The organism is Aliamphritea spongicola (assembly GCF_017051665.1).
Classification (GTDB): domain Bacteria; phylum Pseudomonadota; class Gammaproteobacteria; order Pseudomonadales; family Balneatricaceae; genus Amphritea; species Amphritea spongicola.
In genome coordinates this window covers 382,252-400,037 of the sequence record NZ_JAFIDL010000002.1, presented here as the reverse complement: position 1 = coordinate 400,037, position 17,786 = coordinate 382,252, and the positions used below count along the sequence as shown (strand labels likewise).

Here is a 17,786-nt window from a genome sequence, read left to right as displayed (position 1 = left end):
ACAGGACAACAACATGAAAATTTTCCGTGCCCGAGATTTCACCGCTGACCGCGCCTGGGGCGCACAGGACATTGCCAGCATGAACGGGATCACCACCCGGCTTCACTGGACGGATCAGCCCTATAAATGGCACATCAATGACGGCGAAGAAGTCTTTGCCGTACTCGATGGCGAAGTGGATATGCATTACCGCCAGCAGGGTGAAGAACATGTGGCACGGTTAAAGACCGGGGATATTTTCTACGCCTCGGTAGGCACCGAACATGTGGCCCACCCGCTAGGTGAAGCCCGTATTCTGGTGATTGAAGCGGAAGGCAGTGTCTGAGTTAATCAAAATGATTTATAAGTTGATCAATAAATATTTTTGATACTTACTCTCTGCCTCTGATAATCACGGGCAATTAACCAAAACACAAATTGGGTACAGTCTCTGAAAATACACGACTAATTAAGCATTTACGCTTTGCACAACTGTCATATGAGAATGATAATGTCGCGCCTTAACATTAGCTTAACTAATCCGTCAGCATGCCTATCAAAACAACATGACGGTTTGACAAGGACGCTTCATGAAACTTACCCAGAAACTGACTCTGATATTTCTGCTCGTTGGTATGATCCCTGCGCTGCTGATCGGCGGAATTGCTTTCACACTGGCCAGCAACGGCTTATCCCAACAGGCCTTCCATCAGCTGGAAGCGGTCAGGGGCATCAAGAAGGCACAGCTGGAAGCGTTCTTCTCTGAACGTGAAGGCGACATCACAGTTCTTACTGAAACCGTGGCACTCTTTACTGACGGACAGACTGATCCTGAAAACGCCCTGACACCCCTCACCCAGCCCCGCCAGGGCGAAAGCCAGAACTTCTTCAGCAAATACGTCAGCAGTTACGGCTACTACGACGTATTCCTGATCAGCCCCGCCGGTGATGTATTTTTCACTGAAGCCGGAGAAGCCGACTTCGGTACCAACCTGCTCACCGGCCCTTACCGGGACAGCGGGCTGGCCAGAGCCTTCCGGAAAGCCAGCGACAGCCGCGGTTTTGTATTGGAAGACTTTGCACCTTATGCGCCCTCCAACAATGAACCCGCTGCCTTTATTGCCAAACCCCTGTACCAGAATGGCCGCTTGACTGCGGTTGTGGCACTTCAGTTATCCATCGATGCCATAAACACATTCATGCAGGTACGCGAAGGCATGGGCGAAACCGGAGAATCCTATCTGGTGGGTGACGATAAACGGATGCGCTCTGACTCCTTCCTTGACCCCCGTGGTCATTCCGTCAAAGCCTCTTTTGCCGGCAATATCGCCAATAATGGTGTCGATACAGTCGCTGTAACTGAAGCCATTAATGGCAACACCGGTGCAGACATCATTCAGGACTATAACGGCAATCCGGTGCTGTCAGCCTATACCCCGGTATCCGTCGGTGGCCATAACTGGGCGCTGATTGCCGAAATCGATGAAGCCGAAGCCTTTGCAATCATCACCGAACTAAAAATTGATATTTTGCTGATTCTGGCTGTCGCCATCACTCTGATCATTATTGTGGCACTGAAAGTTGCCCGGTCGGTAACCCTTCCTCTGGGTGGCGAACCTAAAGAGATGCGTCAGATCGCAGAGCAGATTGCCGCCGGTGACCTGACCCGTCAGTTCGATAACAGTGAACAGCAGGCCAGTGTTTACAGTGCCATGCGTCAGATGACCCACACACTGCAGGCGATGATCAGCAAAATTGTTGAAGCCAGTAACGAAATTGCCACCACCAGTGAAGAAACCTCTGTGGTTACCCAGCAAAGCAACGGTGTGGTTCAGCAACAGCAGAAAGAGTCTGCACAGGTTGCCGCTGCCACTGCGCAAATGACCACCTCCGTGCAGGAAGTGGCCAGCAGTGCTGCCAGCGCCTCTGATGCCGCTGAAACCGCTTCCAAAGAAGCCCTGCTGGCAAAAGATGTTACCGAGAAAACCAATCAGATCATCAACAACCTGAATCAGGATATCGGTCAGGCTGCCCAGTCTGTTCAGGCGCTGGAGACCCAGAGTGCTCAGATCGGTTCTGTCATGGATGTCATCCGCGGCATTGCTGAACAGACAAACTTACTGGCGCTGAATGCGGCTATCGAAGCGGCGCGGGCCGGCGAACAGGGCCGGGGATTTGCGGTTGTTGCCGATGAGGTTCGTTCTCTGGCACAGAAAACTCAGGAATCGACCAGCGACATCGAAGCCATGATCAGCCAGTTACAAACCGGTACCCGTCAGGCGGTCAGCATTATGCAAACCAGCCGCGAAAAGACACAGGAAACCCTGGAAATGGCAGGTAATACCGGCAACGCCATCAGCAACATTTCCAGCTCCATCAATGAAATCCGCGACATGAATATTCAGATCGCCAGTGCTGCCGAACAACAGTCTGCCGTATCCGAAGAAATCAACATGAGCATTACCAATATCAACGAGCTGTCACAGCAAACGGCTGGAGGTGCTAAGCAGACCGCTGATGCCACTCTGATGCTGGCTCAGCTGGCAGAACGCCTCAACGGGCTGGTGCTGAACTTCCGGCTAAAATAAGCCTGCGCTGAACACCGGTTTATACCGGTGTTCAGCGAATCCTCCCCTTCATTGAGGGATGGTAAAGACAGTAATAAGTCGCCCCTGCCCCTGCCCCTGCCCCTGCCCCTGCCGGAATCTCCAGTGTTATCTGCTGTCCGGGTTCAATAATACCGGTGTCCCAGCTGTGATCAGTGGCGGTTGCGGTATGAGGCACGATATCGTCATTACGCCAGGTCACCCGGTCACCCGCCCGGGCAGATATCTGCTGCGGTGCAAACACCAGACTACTGATAACAATCTCATGTGTGGTCGCAGCCAGTCCCTTCAGCGGCAGCGGCAATACCAGCCACCCTGCAACTGACAGGGTACCGCCCAGCCAGTTGCGGCGTGCCGGCAGATAATCCGCAGGCTGCCGATTAGCGGCCATTGAGCTGCTCTACCATATGTTCAGCATGGCCCTGATGCACCTTGAAGATTTTCAGGCCAGCCTCAAACAGACTCTTCACTTCCGGATGATCAATATTGGGCAGGAAAGTAAACTCCACCAGCTCATTCACAGCCTTGTGATACGCCAGCTCATTGGCGGCATAAAATTTATCAAACTCTGCCCCCCTCAACTGACTCATCTTATCGATCAGGGTTTCAGCATTGGCATTCAGCTGCTGGCTGAGAAAGTTATCTTCCGGCTGGGCATTCAGTTTTTCCAGCAACGCCAGTGCCTGTTCATTCACCGCACTGTGATCCCGGATCATGGTACGGGCAAAGTTGCGGATTTCAGGGTCAGACGTCAGTGCCAGTGCCAGATGCGCATAGCGGATATCAATGTTGTCAGCGGTATATGCCACATGGGCAATCTGCAAATCATTCAGTTCAGCCGGGGAGTCAGCCGCCTGTGCGCTGCTTTGTAATCCGGCCATTAATCCCAGTGTGAGAATTGCTGCTGTCAGTTTCATTTCGGTGTCCTCTCTGATTAAAGTCATAACGAACACCATCATTAGATAACAACAAAAAAGCACGATATATGACCGAAAATTCCTATCATTTGACCGATCATCCGGATATATGCCGCCACCCATGTTTTTAAGTACCGGCTGATTTATGATCAGATACAACAATATTTACCGTTTCTGACAAGCCGGGAGATTCAGGTTTATGGACATTCTCAGTGACATTCTGCACCGCATGCAATTAGCCGGCACGCTGTACTTCCGTACCTCATTCACATCTCCCTGGGGCGTTCAGGTACCCGCTTTTGAAGATGTTTCCCGGTTTCACTTTGCGTATCGGGGGCGGTGCCTGGCACGGGTGGCAGGGGTGGCTGATCCGGTTTTACTGGAACAGGGCGATCTGATCATCATCACCCGCGGTGCGCCTCATACGCTGTACTGCGATCCGAAGACCGAAACCGCAGCTCTGCCACTGGATCAGATGCTGGAAAAGTCAGGCTTTACCGGCCATGGCACCCTGGTCTACGGCGAACCGGGCACCAGCCATGAAACCCAGCTGGTATGCGGGCATTTTGCCTTTAACAAACATGCCAGCCATCCGTTGATTCAGGCGCTGCCCGCTTACATCCATATCCGTAACTACGGTGAAATCGCCGGACACTGGATGGAAACCGCCCTGAAAGTTATCGGCGAAGAAGCCGGCAGCGAAAAACTGGGCAGCGACCTGATGGCGCTGAAAATGTCAGAAATCATCTTTACCCAGGCATTGCGAGTCTATCTGAATACCGAAGGCATTGATCAGCCGGTACTGGCAGGCTTCTCCGACAACCGGCTGGCGAAAGTATTACAGGCAATCCACGCAGACCCTGCCCACCCCTGGCGCATTGAAGAGCTGTCAGACATTGCCAGCATGTCCCGTACGTCATTCATCAGTAAATTCACCAACAACCTGTCGATGACACCACTTGGCTATATCACCCACTGGCGGATGCAGATTGCCCGGCAATTGCTGGTCGACAGCACAGCTCCCATTATTGAGATTGCAGAACAGGTAGGCTATCAGTCAGAAGCGGCGTTCGGCCGGGTATTCCGTAAACATTTTGATCAGGGGCCTTCCGGTTACCGCCGGCAGAGCCGTGAGGCTCAGGTGTTCCACTGACACCCGCTGCTCTTCAGCTCAGTACTTCAGCGCACGACAAAGCTCAGCCGGTCGGCATTGCCCTGCTCATCAACCACACTGAGCTGATGCTTCCCCCGGGAGATATCCCTGTATATCAGTTTGCCACCTGCGGACGAATGCCCAAGATAGCGACCGTTGTCATACCAGAAGCGGTTACCACTGCCACCCTGCGCTTGTAAATCCAACTGCAGGGTCTGACCGGAACGGCTCAGCAGCTGTGCGTCATCCGGCAGCGATGTAATCCGAATGGTCTGCTGTTCACCGGTCAGATAACGGCAAGCTGAGCTGGCTTCAGGCAACCGGCTGGAACGGCGCCATTCCGGCACTAACCAGGGTTCCAACTGCCGTGGCCAGAGGCTGTATTGCTGTTGTTGCATGGGCCCATCACTGCAGGCTGGCTCAACCCGCAGTCCGGTAGCCTGGTCACGCCAGACGGTTTGCTGCAGCGCCTCACTGTGCAGAGTACGGGGCACCTGACCATCAATTACCCAAGCCTGGCGCTGCCGCATACAGTTATTATTTTGCTGGTTCAGCAGGGAGCCTACCGCGCTGCCCGCCGGCCAGCAAATCGCTTCCTGCGTTACATTCTCCGGTACCGGCAACGGTGCCTCTTTGCTCCCGCCCAGCAACCGGTGGATTTTAAACAGCAAAGGTGCCGCACTGCTCCGTCCCGACAATCCGGGGGCTGCTGTGCCGTCCGGCCGCCCCACCCAGACACCAATGGTGCGCTGCTGACTGACACCCACGGCCCAGGCCTCGCGGAAACCGTAACTGGTGCCGGTTTTCCAGGCCAGCGGCCAGCGACTGTGAAACTGCTGGCTGCGCTGTAAACGTTTCAGGGGCCCTGCCAGCATCTTCCAGGTTACCCAGGCAGCACCGGGGCTGAACAGATAGCGGGTCTGTTGCGGCGTATCCGGCTGCAGTCTGGGCTGTATCGCGTTCCCCTGCCGGGCCAGTGCACTGTAGCTGCCCACCAGACTTTCCAGTGTGGTCCCCACACCTCCCAGAATCATCGCCACATTTGGCTGCCGGGCACCGGGGCCGCTCAGCTGCAGCCCGCCATTACGCAGACGGCTGGCAAAGCGCTCGGCCCCAAATTCTTCCAGTAACTGCACCGCCGGGATATTCAGGGAACGCTGCAACGCTTCAGTAGCACTGACCGGGCCATTAAATCCGCCGCTGAAGTTTGCCGGCCGGTAAGCCTGCCGGTAACGGGGGGCATCACTGAGTAATGACTGGGAATGAATCAGGCCGTCTTCCAGTGCCATGCCGTATAAGAAGGGCTTCAGGGTTGAACCGGGGGAACGCACCGCCCGAACCATATCCACATGACCAAACCGGTCACTGTTCAGAAAGTCCGCCGACCCGGCATAAACCTTTACAGCACCGTCGCGGTTATTCATCACCAGCACTGCAGCAGAAACACCGTCCGGAAAACGCCGGGACTGTTGTCGTAGTAAAGCCTCAACACTTTGCTGTAAATCCCGCCGGATCAGGGTCTGAATCTGACCACAGTCAGGACACTCATTACGCAAACGTCTCGCCAGCAATGGTGCCAACCGTGCGGTTTTACGGTTCAGGGAAACCACCGGCTCCGCCAGCGCATCATCCACCCTTGCCTGAGGCCATAGCTGTAATTCAGCCATGCGCCGTAAGACCTTGTCCCGGGCCTGCCGGGCAGCCTGTGGATAACGGTCCGGCCGCCAGCGGCTGGGAGCCTGCGGCAGCACCGCCAGCAACGCCGCCTGGGCATCGCTAAGGGCATCAGCAGGTTTACCAAAATAACTGTAACTGGCCGCCTGCACCCCGGACAGGGTGCCGCCAAAAGGTGCCCGGTTGATATACAGGTTAAGAATCTCTGTTTTACTCAGGTGCCACTCCAGCTGAAAGGCCCGCAACACCTGCTTCAGCTTGCCACCTAAACTGCGTTCATGTGGATCAAGCAAACGGGCAACCTGCATGGTCAGGGTCGACCCGCCGGAAATCACCCGGCCGGCACTGACGTTTTGCCAGCTGGCCCGCAGCATAGCCAACGGGTTCACCCCGGGATGCCGGTAAAACCAGCGGTCCTCATAACCAATCAGCAGCGCTTTATAGTTATCCCCAAGCTGACTGTCAGAAATAGGATAGCGCCACTGCTCACGGGAATTGGTAAAACTGCGCAGGGGCTGACCGGAAGCATCCGTCACCACAGTGCTGAAATCCTCTTCCAGGGGCAGCGGATAACGGTGGTCAAGACTGCCGCCCACCAGTAACAGCACTGCCAACAATAAGGCAGTGCCGGCATAGATGGTGAGTATGCCCCTTACGGTCATCAACGTTACCTTGGGCTGACCGTCAGCTGTCCGGCAGCGGGTCCCTGATGACGAACCTCAGGCCGGTACATATCTTCAGCAAAGGTCGGCGGTATTCTGAATTCACCGGTGGCAACGGCTCTGGCCAGATAAAACAACCGTACCGGCCGCCCTTCATACAGGCTGACAGCCGCCACATAGCGGTCATCCCGGTATTCCTGATGATTCACTTCCGCGCTGGCACTGAGATCCCGCACCGCCACTCCGTCAATGCTCAGGTCGCTGATGCTGTAGGCATCATTCAGATTCTGATTTTCCAGTTCCAGCCCCGCTGGCAGTAGATCCACCACTAAGCCATGGGGCTGATTTGCAGAAGCTTCCACAAAGAGTTCAACCAGCACTTGCTGACCACTCTGTAACTGCAGGTTTTGCTGATCCGCAAAAGCCACACCATCCGCATCATAGAAACGCCGCTGCACCTGTAAACCGCGGTTATGCGCCGTTGGTTCCGTGGCAGTACGACCATTCAGCCGCAGGTTTACATAGGCATCCGCTGTGCCGGTATTTTCAATCATCAGCGGCGCGGCAGCCTGCTCAGCTTCCAGACGGCGGGCATAGCCTTCAGCAGCCTTCAGCTGTATCTGCTCGCCGGCCAGTTGCAGATTCAGATCCAGCGGTTGTTCTCCTTCCGCCACCAGTGCCTGACCGGCCAAGAACAGCGCATTACGTTCCTGGGTACTCAGCCAGCGCCGGTCTGCCAACTCTTGCTGCAGGCTGTCCAGTAACTCTGTCCAGTATTCCGCAGGGCGCTGTGCTTCAGTCAGCCAGAAGATCGCCAGTGCCAGATCCCGGACCTTGCTGCCATAGCTGACATAGCGGTATTCCAACTGCATAGCTGCCGCCAGCCCGGCAGTCAGAGCCCGCTCGCCACGGTTGCTGTCGCCGCTGGCATCCAGCGCCAGCCCCAGCTGAATCAAGCCGAGGAAACCGGCATTGCCCCGCTGATAATCATAAAGGCTGCGTAAGTCCGCCAGTGATGCCTGTTCAGCACGGCTCAGTACCTGTGCCGCATAGGCCCGCACAGCAAACCGGCTGCTGGCCGGCAGATATTCCAGCTGTGACGGGCTGCGCAGGTATTCTCCGGCCCGCTGCATAGCATCACTCAGGCCACCCTCAGGTACCGGATATCCTGCTTCACGGGCCCGTAACAGGAAATCCAGCACATACACCGTCAGCCAGTATTCTTCTGCACTTTCATTATTCCACAGGCCAAAACTGCCATTATATTTTTGCATGCCCAGCACCCGCGAAACCGCCAGTTGCAGTGCCTGCTGCCGGGACTGAAGGCTGGACTCCGGTAACCCGAAGCGGCGAATCAGCTCACTGTTTATGTACAGCTGCGGGAAAACACCGCTGGTCGTTTGTTCAAGACACCCATACGGATACGCCTGCAACGCATTAAAGTGTGATGTGAAATCTACCGGCGGCAACGAAGAAATCCGTAACTGGCTGCGTAAATCCTGAATCAGCCAGTCTTCTTGCGCAGCCGGTGACATCTGCCAGCTTTCTCCGGGGGCCAGCCGCTGCTGTTGCAGCAGGCTCAGCTCTGCCCAGGCTGGGCGCACTTCAAGATACCAGTCACGTATGACCTTCTGCTGTTCAGCAGGCAACCCCTGTAATCCCTGAATATCCAGACGGATATGCGCCAGCCCGCTGATATCAGCCGCAGTTACCGGAATATAGAGAGTACGTTTTTCGTTGGCACTAAGTTGCAGCGACTGCTGATACTCATCACTGCTGAAGGCTTCACCGGTTCGCAGCCCCTGCAACAGAACACTGAGCTCAAACTGCTGATCCTGTCCGCTGAGGTTGTGTAAATCCAGCGCTAAGCGGCTTTGGTCACCCGATGCAAGAAAACGGGGTTTGGTCAGCTGGGTCACCAGCGGGGCGGCCACTTCAATGTCCTGATCAGCCGCACCAAAGCTGTCCGCACTGTACGCCATCGCCATCAGCCGCAACCGGCCATTGAAGTCCGGCAGGTCCAGCGTCACCTTACCGGCACCGTCACTGTCCAGCGCGACAGGCCCCTGGAACAGCGACACAATACGGACATCCTCGCCCTGCTCTCCGGCGCCGGTAAAGTCTTCATCGCCACCAAAACTTAACGTCGCCATTTCACCGCTGCCCGCATCTATCAGATCCCCATAGCTGTCGCGGCCAACCACACCATAACGGCGCTGAGCGAAGAAGTCGGCAAACGGATCAGGCGTGGCAAAACGGCTGATATTCAGGACCCCCACATCCACGGCAGCCAGTGTCACACTGACATTTTCCGGCAGGTCACCGCTACTGCTGACCTGTACAGGCACGGTCAGCTGGCTGTCCGAATAGGTTTTCGCCGGTATATCCAGCGCAATGTTTAACCGCCGCGCGTCACGGTCCAGTGGCAGAGGGGTAATGCCCATCATCCGGCGGGGCAGTGCTTCTTCCCGTGCCTCACCGGGCTGTATCAGTAATACGCTTACATACAGATCATGACGCTGCCAGGCAGGGTCCAGGTTGAAACTTACAGTGGCACCGTCTTGTGGAATATCCACAGGTATCCGCAACAGCGGCTTGTCAGATTCCACCAGCAAAAAACCCTTACCGGCCGCCGGTGGCTGAATGGCCACACTCACCTCATCACCACCGCTGTAGGCCTGCTTATCCAGCGCCATACCGATACGGTCCGGACGGCCCGCCATGGTGGTTGCGCCCGGATCCCAGCCAGCCCGGAAGCGGTAGCCACTGGTTAAACCGGTTTGCGGATCGGTAACTTCCAAACGGTAGTACCCCCATTCAACCGGCGTAGAAACTTCCCGACCGCTACCAGCTGTGAGATCAATCACATCGGAGAACACCGGATATTCCCGCTGGGTATAGTCAGACTCCCAGCCGTTCACGTCGGAATACACCCAGTGATACTGACGGTATTCACGAATCAGTTTTACCTGCACATTCTCTGCTGCCAGCAGATCCTCACCGGCGGTTGCCAGCACTTCAAAACTGGCGTTGGTGTCATAGTCCACCGTATCTTCAGCAAACAACGGACGAATCCCCAGTAAGCGTTCCGCCGGCAATACATAGCTCACGCTGCGCCGGCTCACCGGACGGCCACCACTGTCGATCAGGCTGTGGAAAACTCTCAGTTGCAGTGGCACCCGGGTCTGCTGCCAGAAGTTATCGGGCCGGACGGCACCTTCACCCTGCGGCCCCAACGACAGCGGATTCAGGGTCACCCGGCGATTCAGTTCAGTACGGTTCGGATGACCAAAATACACATCATCCCAGCGGGGAAACGGATGTGCCGCCATCTTGCTGATCAGCTCGCTTTCCAGCACATTGCCATTGGCCGGTGCGCCGTACAGGTATTCACCACTGGCATTAATCTGCAACGCTTCGCTCGGCGCGATAAATTCAGGCGCCTCCAGCGTCAGTTGCATCCGTTCCGGTAAGAACTCCTCCACCTGAAAACGGTAGGTAAAACGGTCCTCCCCGTTTATAGCTGCTGTCAGGGCCCATTCACCGGTGGCGGCATCTGCCGGAATCTGCCACTCGCTCTGCAGATAACCCAGGGCATCAAATCCTGCGGTACGGCTGGCGATTTCCTGTCCGTCCGGGCGGGTCAGACTCAGCTCAGCACTGCGTTGCCGCAGTGAACCGTCCGGATTCTGTAAAACCGCCGCTGCGCGACCATCCGCATCCCGCAGCAAAGCGCTGACGGTCACTGCTTCACCGGGACGATACAGATCCCGCGGGCTGTACATGAATAACTGCTCCGCAGAGCGGGCAGGACCATCCACCGGAAATTCCGCCAGATCCAGGCCGGCACCGAACAGCCGTACCAGAGAGGTATCCCCGGTTGCAGTAGTGGCCACCAGCAGAAACGTGCGTTCCAGCTTCACGGCATCAGTGAAGCTTGCAGTACCATCTTCAGCGGTAACTGCTGTTAATACAGCCTTGCCGTTACCATCCAGTAACTGCAACTCAACCCCTGCAGCCGGCGCTGCAGTTTTCAGGCTGTTTACCGTCACATCCAGCTGTGACGGATACTGACGCAAATGGATACCCAGATCGCTGACCGCAAACCAGGTGGCCGGATAGTCATAGCGGTAATCACCGGACTCACGCATCACGGCAACATACACACCGCTGCCGGTCAGAGCAGGAATATCCTTCACCGGCAAATAACGGACGCCCTGTTCATTACGGGCCAGCTGCAGCTCAAAACGGCCGGTGTACACCAGTTCATAGTTCTGTAGCTGATCGGAAATGCGCCAGAAATTCAATTGCCCCTTGCGGCTGTTCTGGCTGAGAAAGCTCACCAGCCGGGACGCCGGCAGGCGATAAAAATCCACATCCACCCGGGAGACATTAGCCGCAATCACCGGCAGACCCTTTGCCAGATCTTTCGCCAGTAAATTACCATTGCCGGCGAACCCCAGCAGGGTGGTAACTGCAGCAACTTCCACGCTGGCTTCACGCCCTGCCGTCAGTGCATCCTGCTTACCCGGTAGCCCCTTTTGCACCGCTACCCGGTAACCGCTTTCTGGCTCAACCGCCGTAAAATACAGACGCTTCAGGCTGTCACCGACAATCCAGCTCCCTTCAGTCCGGTTACCCTGCTCATCTTCAACCTCTAACCACTTATCCAGTTTCTGATCCGCATCCACCGGGGCAGATAACACAACCACCAGTGCCGGGCGGCCCTGATATTGCTCTGAACTGATATCCAGCACGGTTAAAGGCCCCGCAGCGACGGCTGGTGAAGGCGCCTGCTGCCCTGTTGTTGTTTCCGTATCAGAGGTTTCCACCACCGCCGGTGACGCTGCCTGGTTATCAGCGGCGTCTTCATTACAGCCAGTCAGTAAGCCAAACAGTAAGATAACTGCCAGATAAGCGATTTTCATAACACATCCCGTGTTGAGTGCGCCGGTAAAGCGCGCTTTTAAAAAAGTGTCCGGAGGCTATTTATAGCACTGTTTCTGCAACACAGCAGCGCCACCGGTCAAACAATTTGCCGATTTTACTTAAGCCTTATCTGACCCTGACTTTACAGCCAATATCCATCCACAACCGGGATATTTTTGTTTACTTAGTAAACAGCTGGTATGATGCGCGCCAAAATTTTTGGGCGAATATTCATGACAACACGGGTAATAGGTATTTCCGGACCGTCCGGTTCAGGGAAATCCTGGTTCAGCGAACATCTTAAAGATCTGATCGAAGCACGTCTGGGTGCCGGCAGTGTGACCATCCTGCAGGAAGACTGCTATTACAATGATCAGACTGAGATGAGCTTTGAACAACGCTGCCAGTGCAACTATGACCACCCGGAAGCATTCGAGCATGAATTACTGGCGCAGCAGCTGGCCAAACTGAAGTCCGGCGAAGCCATTGAAGCGCCGTTATACGATTACTGCAATCATAACCGCCGCAAGGAAACCCAGCGTATTCCGCCGGCAAATCTGGTCATCGTGGAAGGCATCATGCTGTTCCATAATCCTCACCTGCGTGACGAGCTGGAACTGAAGGTCTATATCGATACCCCCTGGGATATCTGTCTGATGCGCCGTATTCAGCGGGACACCAAAGAACGGGGCCGCAGCCTGGACTCCATTCTGCAGCAGTATGAAACCACCGTACGGCCGATGCTGAAACAATTCCTGGCACCAACAATGGAATACGCGGATATCACCATCAACGGTTACCAGACGCTGGATGAAGAAGTTTCCCGGCTGGCCGATCAGGTCTCTGAACTGCTCTGATATTTAACGGGAGATCCTCCTCAGGATCTCCCCGCCCAACCAGTCAGCTTAACACCGGGCGCATAAACTGCCGTTCAATACGGATAATGCAGTCGGTTTCCTGTGCATAGGCAAAGGCTGCCTGACAGGCTTCGTCCGCTGCCATTTTTTCCCGGTACTCTTCGTAAGCCGCCATGGATTCAAAACTGAATGCCGCAAATGCTTCATAATTTTTGCCTTCATGGGGCAGAAAATAGCCATGGTGCTGGCCACCAAATTTAGTCACCAGTGGCAGCCACATGCGGGCATAGGTTTCGAACGCCTGCACTTTGGCAGGATCAATTTCATAACGGATATGACAGGTAACCATTGAACATCCTTATCAGTGTATGTGTGGGGCTACTGAGAATACGCAGTCACCGTTAAATAATCCACGGCTGTGAGGCAGCAATTGCAGCTAACTCTGCTATTATTCACCGCCTGTTGTTTAACCACCCTCTGACCGGACCGATCAACCTGTATGCTGACTGATTCCATCCCCGCTGCTGTTCGCTATATGCTCCTTTCCGCACTGGGTTTTGCCTTGATGGCAGCCAGTGTTAAAGCCGTTGGCGGATATGGTATTCCGGTGATGGAAATCGTGGCGGCAAGGGCCATTATTTCCCTGGCCATCAGCTATGTGGATGTTAAACGCAAAGGGATTTCCATCTGGGGCAATAACAAACCCCTGCTGATTGCCAGAGGCGCCGTCGGGGCAGTTTCCCTGATGGTGATTTACTTCGCCGTCACCACCCTGCCACTGGCTGAAGCAACCATTCTGCAGTACACCTATCCGGCGTTTACCGCCGTACTCGCGCTGATCTTTCTTAAGGAACGTATTCAGCTGGCCACCATTATCTGCATCGCCATGAGCATTCTCGGCTTGCTGGTAATGATGCGTCCGGGCATTGAAACAGAGGCCTCCGCACTGCCTCTGCTGAGCGTGGGTGCAGCCCTGCTCGGAGCATTTGGCAGCGCCGCAGCCTATGTGATTGTCCGTCAGCTGAGCCGCAGCGAAGACGGCTCGGTGATTATCTTTTACTTCCCGCTGATTGCCCTGCCCGCGTCGCTGATTATGCTCGGGGATGACTTTGTCATGCCCAACACCGAGGCGCTGATTCTGTTAATTATGGTGGGGATTTTTACCCAGGTGGGACAGATCGGACTGACCAAGGCGATGGCGGCAGAATCCGCCGGTAAAGCCACCGCTTATTCGTATGTGCAGGTTATTTTCTCAGCCATACTGGGGATTATCTTCTTCTCAGAAACCCCCACTTTCTGGACTCTGATGGGTGGCGGCCTGATCATCACCGGGGCGCTGATAAACGCCCTGATGAAACGCTGAATCAGGCCCGGCGCGGCAGGCTGTAAAGGAACAGGAAAACCAGCAGCGCGGCAACCACAACCGACGGCCCCGCCGGTGTATCCCACTGGTAGGATGCCAGTAGCCCCATCACAACCGCCAGCGTACCCAGCAGGCTGGCAATCAGCGCCATCTGCTCAGGGTTATGGGCCAGACGTCTGGCCGCGGCGGCCGGAATAATCAGCAAAGATGTAATCAGCAGAATGCCAACCACCTTCATGGCAATGGCAATCACAAACGCGATCAGCAACATCAGCGCCAGCCGGGTCAGGGTAACATTAACTCCTTCCACCTGGGCCAGCTCTTCGTTAATGGTGATTGCCAGTAACGGCGTCCAGAGTTTCCACAGCAGAACCAAAACCAGCAAGCCGCCCAGATAGATCCATAGCAAGTCTTCCGGCAGAATCGCCAGCAGATCGCCAAACAGATATTCCATCAGATCAACCCGGACATCATCCAGCAGGGCAATTGCCACCAGACCCAGCGACAGGCTGCTGTGGGCCATAATCCCCAGCAGGGTATCCGTTGCCACCAGCCGCTGCCGCTGCAGACTGACCAGAATCACCGCCAGCAATACACAGCAACTGATAACCGCCAGATTGAAGTTAATATCAAAGAGCACCCCGACAGCCACACCTAACAGGGCTGAATGTGCCAGGGTATCGCCAAAATAGGCCATCCGCCGCCATACGACAAAAGATCCCAGTGGCCCGGCAACCAGCGCAACACCGACACCGCCCAGCAGTGCATAGAGTAAAAAATCAGCCACAGTGAGTATGTTCCTTATCGCTTAACAGAGATTCCGGTGTTGTACATTTCGGGTTCTGACAACTGCCGGTTTCCACTACATCACCGTGATCATCATGACGGTGATTATGATGGTGGCTGTAAAGTGCCAGGTTTTCAGCCCCCGGTACCCCAAACAGTTCAATATAGGAAGGATCATTACTGACCTGTTCCGGCCGGCCGGAACAGCACACATGGCGGTTCAGGCAGATGACGTTATCCGTCGATGCCATCACCAGGTGTAAATCGTGGGAAATCATCAGAACCGCACAACCATGCTGATCGCGAATACGGCTGATCAGGTTATACAGCTCCACCTGGCCATTAATATCCACACCCTGTGCCGGTTCATCCAGCACCAGTAACTCAGGTTTCTGTAACAGTGCCCGGGCCAGCAGCACCCGCTGCATTTCACCACCGGAAAGACTGTGGACAGACTTATCAATCAGGGCACCGGCCTTCACATCTTCCAGCGCCTGTAGCAGAGCGGCTTTATCGCTATAGCGGGCGGTTTGCAGAAACCGTTTCACCGTCAGCGGAAAGGTAGAATCTATGTGTAACTTTTGCGGCATATAGCCGATACGCAGATCTGCCTGGCGGGTGACTTCTCCTCGGGTCGCTTTCACCAGACCCAGTACCGCCCGCACAAGGGTTGTTTTACCGGCACCGTTCGGACCGATCAGAGTGGTAATTTCTCCCCGGTTCAGGGTAAAGGAAACATCCTGAATAACGTCTTCGGTACCAAAACTTATGTATATCTTTTTCAGATCGACTAATACATCAGTCATTATTTCGCCTCTGGCGCACAGTTCGGACAACGTCCGACGACTTCGACACTCTCATGCTCCACAACAAAGCCCAGTTCGTCTGCACTGTTATGAATACTCTTTTCAATGCTGCCGGAATTCAGCTCGACGGTTACCCCGCACGCCTGACAGATCAGGAAATACCCCTGATGCGGGTGCTCAGGATTGGTACAGCCAATGAAAGCATTCAGAGAAGCAATCCGGTGGACAAGGCCCTGTTCCTGCAGAAAATCCAGCGCGCGGTAAACCGTAGGAGGGGCAGAATTAAAACCGGCTTCGGCAATGGCAGGCAGCAAATCATAGGCACCCAGTGGTTTATGACTTTGCCAGATCAGTTTCAGTACCAGTTCACGGATTGCCGTCAGGCGAATGCCTTTTGACTGACAGATCCGCTGGGCGTCCTGCAGCGCATGGCTGACGCAGTTTTCATGGTTATGATCGGGATGATAAGCAATCGTTGCATCAGTCATTTTGGCTCACCGGGCGTCTCTGCATCAGGCTTGGCAGCAGCATTGTTATACTATAACATACCGCAAATTTTTTAAAACCAACACCCGTGGAAATACGTTTATGTTTAAGTTAATTCTGCAATGGTGCGTATTGTCCTGCGCGACACTGGCTTGCGTCAATGTCAGTATGGCCGGCGCCGCACAGAAACCTGTTAAAGTTGTCGCCAGCATCAAGCCTCTGCAGCTGATTGCCGCCTCCCTGCTGGGTGACAGTGCAGAAACCACCCTGCTGATTTCTGCTGACAACTCCCCGCATCACTACAACATGAAACCTTCCGATGTTCGCCGTCTGCAGGACGCTGATCTGGTGATCTGGGTTGGCCCCGATCTGGAGCGTTTTCTGGTAAAACCGCTGAAGCGTAATCCGGCCCGCAACCTGGCACTGCTTTCAGAAGACGAACAGGAAGAACATGACGAACATGCCAAGCATGAAGATCATGACGAGCACGAAGAACATGACGAGCATGCTAAGCATGAAGATCATGACGAGCACGAAGAACATGACGAGCATGCCAAGCACGAAGATCATGACGAACACGATGAACATGACGAGCATGCCAAGCACGAAGAGCATGACGAACATGAAGAACATGCTGAAGCCGAAGGTGAACACCACCACGACCATGATCACGGTAATGACCCGCACCTGTGGATGGCACCTGAACGTATTCTTGAAGCTGCAGAACTGATCACCCACCGTTTACAGGAAGATTACCCTGAACGGGCAGCTGAATTTGAAGAACGTCTGCACAGCTTTGAAGACCGCCTGAAAGCGGCCGACTCAGCGCTGGCAGCCCAGCTCAAAGACGTTCAGAAACAAGGTTTCTATGTGTTCCACGACGCCTTTGAAGGCTTTGTTGACCACTACGGGCTGAACCAGTTGGGTTACTTCACCGTTGATCCGGGCCGTAAGCCTGGTGCTAAGCGTCTGAATCAGATCCGTACCGCACTGGAAGAGAGCAAAGCAACCTGTGTATTCATTGAACCTCAGTTCGAAGCACCGGTAGTCAGAGCAATTGTTGGCGACCTGCCAGTCGGTAAGGGCATGCTGGACCCGCTGGGTCGCGATATTGCTGCGGATAACGACGGAATTTTCAACTTCCTGAACGCGCTGGGCAGCGAAATCCGGACTTGTCTGAAAAATTCATAACTTTTTTGAAAAAAAGTTATTGAGGGGCTTCACAAACCGAAAAACGGATATATAATGTGCCCCTCTTTCGGAGCAGATGTGGTGGAATTGGTAGACACGCTAGCTTCAGGTGCTAGTGCCTTCACGGGCGTGGGAGTTCGAGTCTCCCCATCTGCACCAATACTTTCAGAGTGTTGGCGCTGCGAAAGAAAACCTTCTTTATGATTAACTGTCTTATAAAGCAGAACATAAAGAAAAGGGGACGCCCTTAAACGTGACAACTTGATACGCAGATGTGGTGGAATTGGTAGACACGCTAGCTTCAGGTGCTAGTGCCTTCACGGGCGTGGGAGTTCGAGTCTCCCCATCTGCACCAAGTCTTTCTGACTTGGTCTCTT

Annotated in this window: 14 protein-coding genes and 2 tRNA genes; 8 read left to right on the top strand and 8 right to left on the bottom strand. The window is 54.6% G+C overall.

Annotated elements, in window-relative coordinates:
- The first annotated feature begins 13 nt into the window (after positions 1–13).
- Complete coding sequence (locus tag JYB63_RS08400; RefSeq protein WP_205657410.1) at positions 14–325, top strand: cupin domain-containing protein; 312 nt, start codon at positions 14–16, stop codon at positions 323–325.
- 244 nt (positions 326–569) lie between these two features.
- Positions 570–2,567, top strand: a complete 1,998-nt coding sequence (locus JYB63_RS08395) for a methyl-accepting chemotaxis protein (RefSeq protein WP_205657409.1) — start codon at positions 570–572, stop codon at positions 2,565–2,567.
- Positions 2,568–2,598: 31 nt separating this feature from the next.
- Here JYB63_RS08395 and JYB63_RS08390 read toward each other — a convergent pair whose 3' ends face one another.
- Both JYB63_RS08390 and JYB63_RS08385 read right to left on the bottom strand, forming a co-directional pair.
- Entirely contained in the window at positions 2,599–2,976 is a 378-nt protein-coding gene (locus tag JYB63_RS08390; RefSeq protein ID WP_205657408.1) for a cupredoxin domain-containing protein, read from the bottom strand.
- A complete protein-coding gene (locus JYB63_RS08385) occupies positions 2,966–3,502 on the bottom strand; it encodes a DUF4142 domain-containing protein (protein ID WP_205657407.1) in 537 nt (178 codons plus the stop codon). Before JYB63_RS08385 ends, JYB63_RS08390 begins: the two co-directional genes overlap by 11 nt.
- 199 nt (positions 3,503–3,701) lie before the next feature.
- Between JYB63_RS08385 and JYB63_RS08380 the strand changes: the two genes are divergently transcribed.
- Positions 3,702–4,655: an AraC family transcriptional regulator gene (locus JYB63_RS08380; protein WP_205657406.1), complete on the top strand. Its 954-nt coding sequence runs from the start codon at positions 3,702–3,704 to the stop codon at positions 4,653–4,655.
- A gap of 26 nt (positions 4,656–4,681) precedes the next feature.
- Here JYB63_RS08380 and pbpC read toward each other — a convergent pair whose 3' ends face one another.
- On the bottom strand, positions 4,682–6,991 hold the full coding sequence (pbpC, locus tag JYB63_RS08375; RefSeq protein ID WP_205657405.1) for a penicillin-binding protein 1C: 2,310 nt from the start codon (positions 6,989–6,991) through the stop codon (positions 4,682–4,684).
- A 5-nt stretch (positions 6,992–6,996) separates the two neighbouring features.
- Positions 6,997–11,919 carry an alpha-2-macroglobulin family protein gene (locus JYB63_RS08370; RefSeq protein ID WP_205657404.1) on the bottom strand — a complete coding sequence of 1,641 codons (4,923 nt, stop codon included), beginning with the start codon at positions 11,917–11,919 and terminating at the stop codon, positions 6,997–6,999.
- A 234-nt stretch (positions 11,920–12,153) separates the two neighbouring features.
- On the opposite strand from JYB63_RS08370, the gene udk reads away from it, so the two are divergent.
- A complete protein-coding gene (gene udk, locus JYB63_RS08365) occupies positions 12,154–12,777 on the top strand; it encodes a uridine kinase (RefSeq protein WP_205657403.1) in 624 nt (207 codons plus the stop codon).
- Between the two features lie 43 nt (positions 12,778–12,820).
- On the opposite strand, the gene JYB63_RS08360 is transcribed toward udk, so the two are convergent.
- Positions 12,821–13,126: an NIPSNAP family protein gene (locus tag JYB63_RS08360; RefSeq protein WP_205657402.1), complete on the bottom strand. Its 306-nt coding sequence runs from the start codon at positions 13,124–13,126 to the stop codon at positions 12,821–12,823.
- 150 nt (positions 13,127–13,276) lie between these two features.
- Between JYB63_RS08360 and JYB63_RS08355 the strand changes: the two genes are divergently transcribed.
- Positions 13,277–14,140 carry a DMT family transporter gene (locus tag JYB63_RS08355; RefSeq protein ID WP_205657401.1) on the top strand — a complete coding sequence of 288 codons (864 nt, stop codon included), beginning with the start codon at positions 13,277–13,279 and terminating at the stop codon, positions 14,138–14,140.
- Between the two features lies 1 nt (position 14,141).
- Here the strand turns inward: JYB63_RS08355 and znuB are convergent, their stop codons facing one another.
- Genes znuB through JYB63_RS08340 form a run of 3 tightly spaced genes read right to left on the bottom strand, consistent with a single transcriptional unit; the run spans position 14,142 to position 16,220 of the window.
- The gene (gene znuB, locus JYB63_RS08350) at positions 14,142–14,927 is read right to left on the bottom strand and encodes a zinc ABC transporter permease subunit ZnuB (RefSeq protein ID WP_205657400.1); all 786 of its coding nucleotides are present in this window, start codon (positions 14,925–14,927) and stop codon (positions 14,142–14,144) included.
- The gene (gene znuC / locus JYB63_RS08345; protein WP_205657399.1) at positions 14,920–15,732 is read right to left on the bottom strand and encodes a zinc ABC transporter ATP-binding protein ZnuC; all 813 of its coding nucleotides are present in this window, start codon (positions 15,730–15,732) and stop codon (positions 14,920–14,922) included. Before znuC ends, znuB begins: the two co-directional genes overlap by 8 nt.
- Positions 15,732–16,220 carry a Fur family transcriptional regulator gene (locus tag JYB63_RS08340; protein WP_205657398.1) on the bottom strand — a complete coding sequence of 163 codons (489 nt, stop codon included), beginning with the start codon at positions 16,218–16,220 and terminating at the stop codon, positions 15,732–15,734. Before JYB63_RS08340 ends, znuC begins: the two co-directional genes overlap by 1 nt.
- 100 nt (positions 16,221–16,320) lie before the next feature.
- Here JYB63_RS08340 and JYB63_RS08335 point away from each other — a divergent pair, with 100 nt between their 5' ends.
- The 3 genes from JYB63_RS08335 (at position 16,321) to JYB63_RS08325 (ending at position 17,764) form a co-directional block, all read left to right on the top strand.
- Positions 16,321–17,409, top strand: a complete 1,089-nt coding sequence (locus JYB63_RS08335; protein WP_205657397.1) for a zinc ABC transporter substrate-binding protein — start codon at positions 16,321–16,323, stop codon at positions 17,407–17,409.
- A 72-nt stretch (positions 17,410–17,481) separates the two neighbouring features.
- Positions 17,482–17,568 (top strand) — tRNA-Leu (locus tag JYB63_RS08330).
- A gap of 109 nt (positions 17,569–17,677) precedes the next feature.
- A tRNA-Leu gene (locus JYB63_RS08325) sits at positions 17,678–17,764 on the top strand.
- Positions 17,765–17,786 lie beyond the last annotated feature (22 nt).

Coding starts and splice junctions, on each gene's coding strand:
- JYB63_RS08335 (WP_205657397.1), top strand. CDS start 16,321: ATGTTTAAGTTAATTCTGCAATGGTGCGTATTGTCCTGCGCGACACTG.
- JYB63_RS08355 (WP_205657401.1), top strand. CDS start 13,277: ATGCTGACTGATTCCATCCCCGCTGCTGTTCGCTATATGCTCCTTTCC.
- JYB63_RS08380 (WP_205657406.1), top strand. CDS start 3,702: ATGGACATTCTCAGTGACATTCTGCACCGCATGCAATTAGCCGGCACG.
- pbpC (WP_205657405.1), bottom strand. CDS start 6,991: ATGACCGTAAGGGGCATACTCACCATCTATGCCGGCACTGCCTTATTG.
- JYB63_RS08360 (WP_205657402.1), bottom strand. CDS start 13,126: ATGGTTACCTGTCATATCCGTTATGAAATTGATCCTGCCAAAGTGCAG.
- JYB63_RS08370 (WP_205657404.1), bottom strand. CDS start 11,919: ATGAAAATCGCTTATCTGGCAGTTATCTTACTGTTTGGCTTACTGACT.
- JYB63_RS08395 (WP_205657409.1), top strand. CDS start 570: ATGAAACTTACCCAGAAACTGACTCTGATATTTCTGCTCGTTGGTATG.
- JYB63_RS08390 (WP_205657408.1), bottom strand. CDS start 2,976: ATGGCCGCTAATCGGCAGCCTGCGGATTATCTGCCGGCACGCCGCAAC.
- znuC (WP_205657399.1), bottom strand. CDS start 15,732: ATGACTGATGTATTAGTCGATCTGAAAAAGATATACATAAGTTTTGGT.
- JYB63_RS08400 (WP_205657410.1), top strand. CDS start 14: ATGAAAATTTTCCGTGCCCGAGATTTCACCGCTGACCGCGCCTGGGGC.
- JYB63_RS08385 (WP_205657407.1), bottom strand. CDS start 3,502: ATGAAACTGACAGCAGCAATTCTCACACTGGGATTAATGGCCGGATTA.
- udk (WP_205657403.1), top strand. CDS start 12,154: ATGACAACACGGGTAATAGGTATTTCCGGACCGTCCGGTTCAGGGAAA.
- JYB63_RS08340 (WP_205657398.1), bottom strand. CDS start 16,220: ATGACTGATGCAACGATTGCTTATCATCCCGATCATAACCATGAAAAC.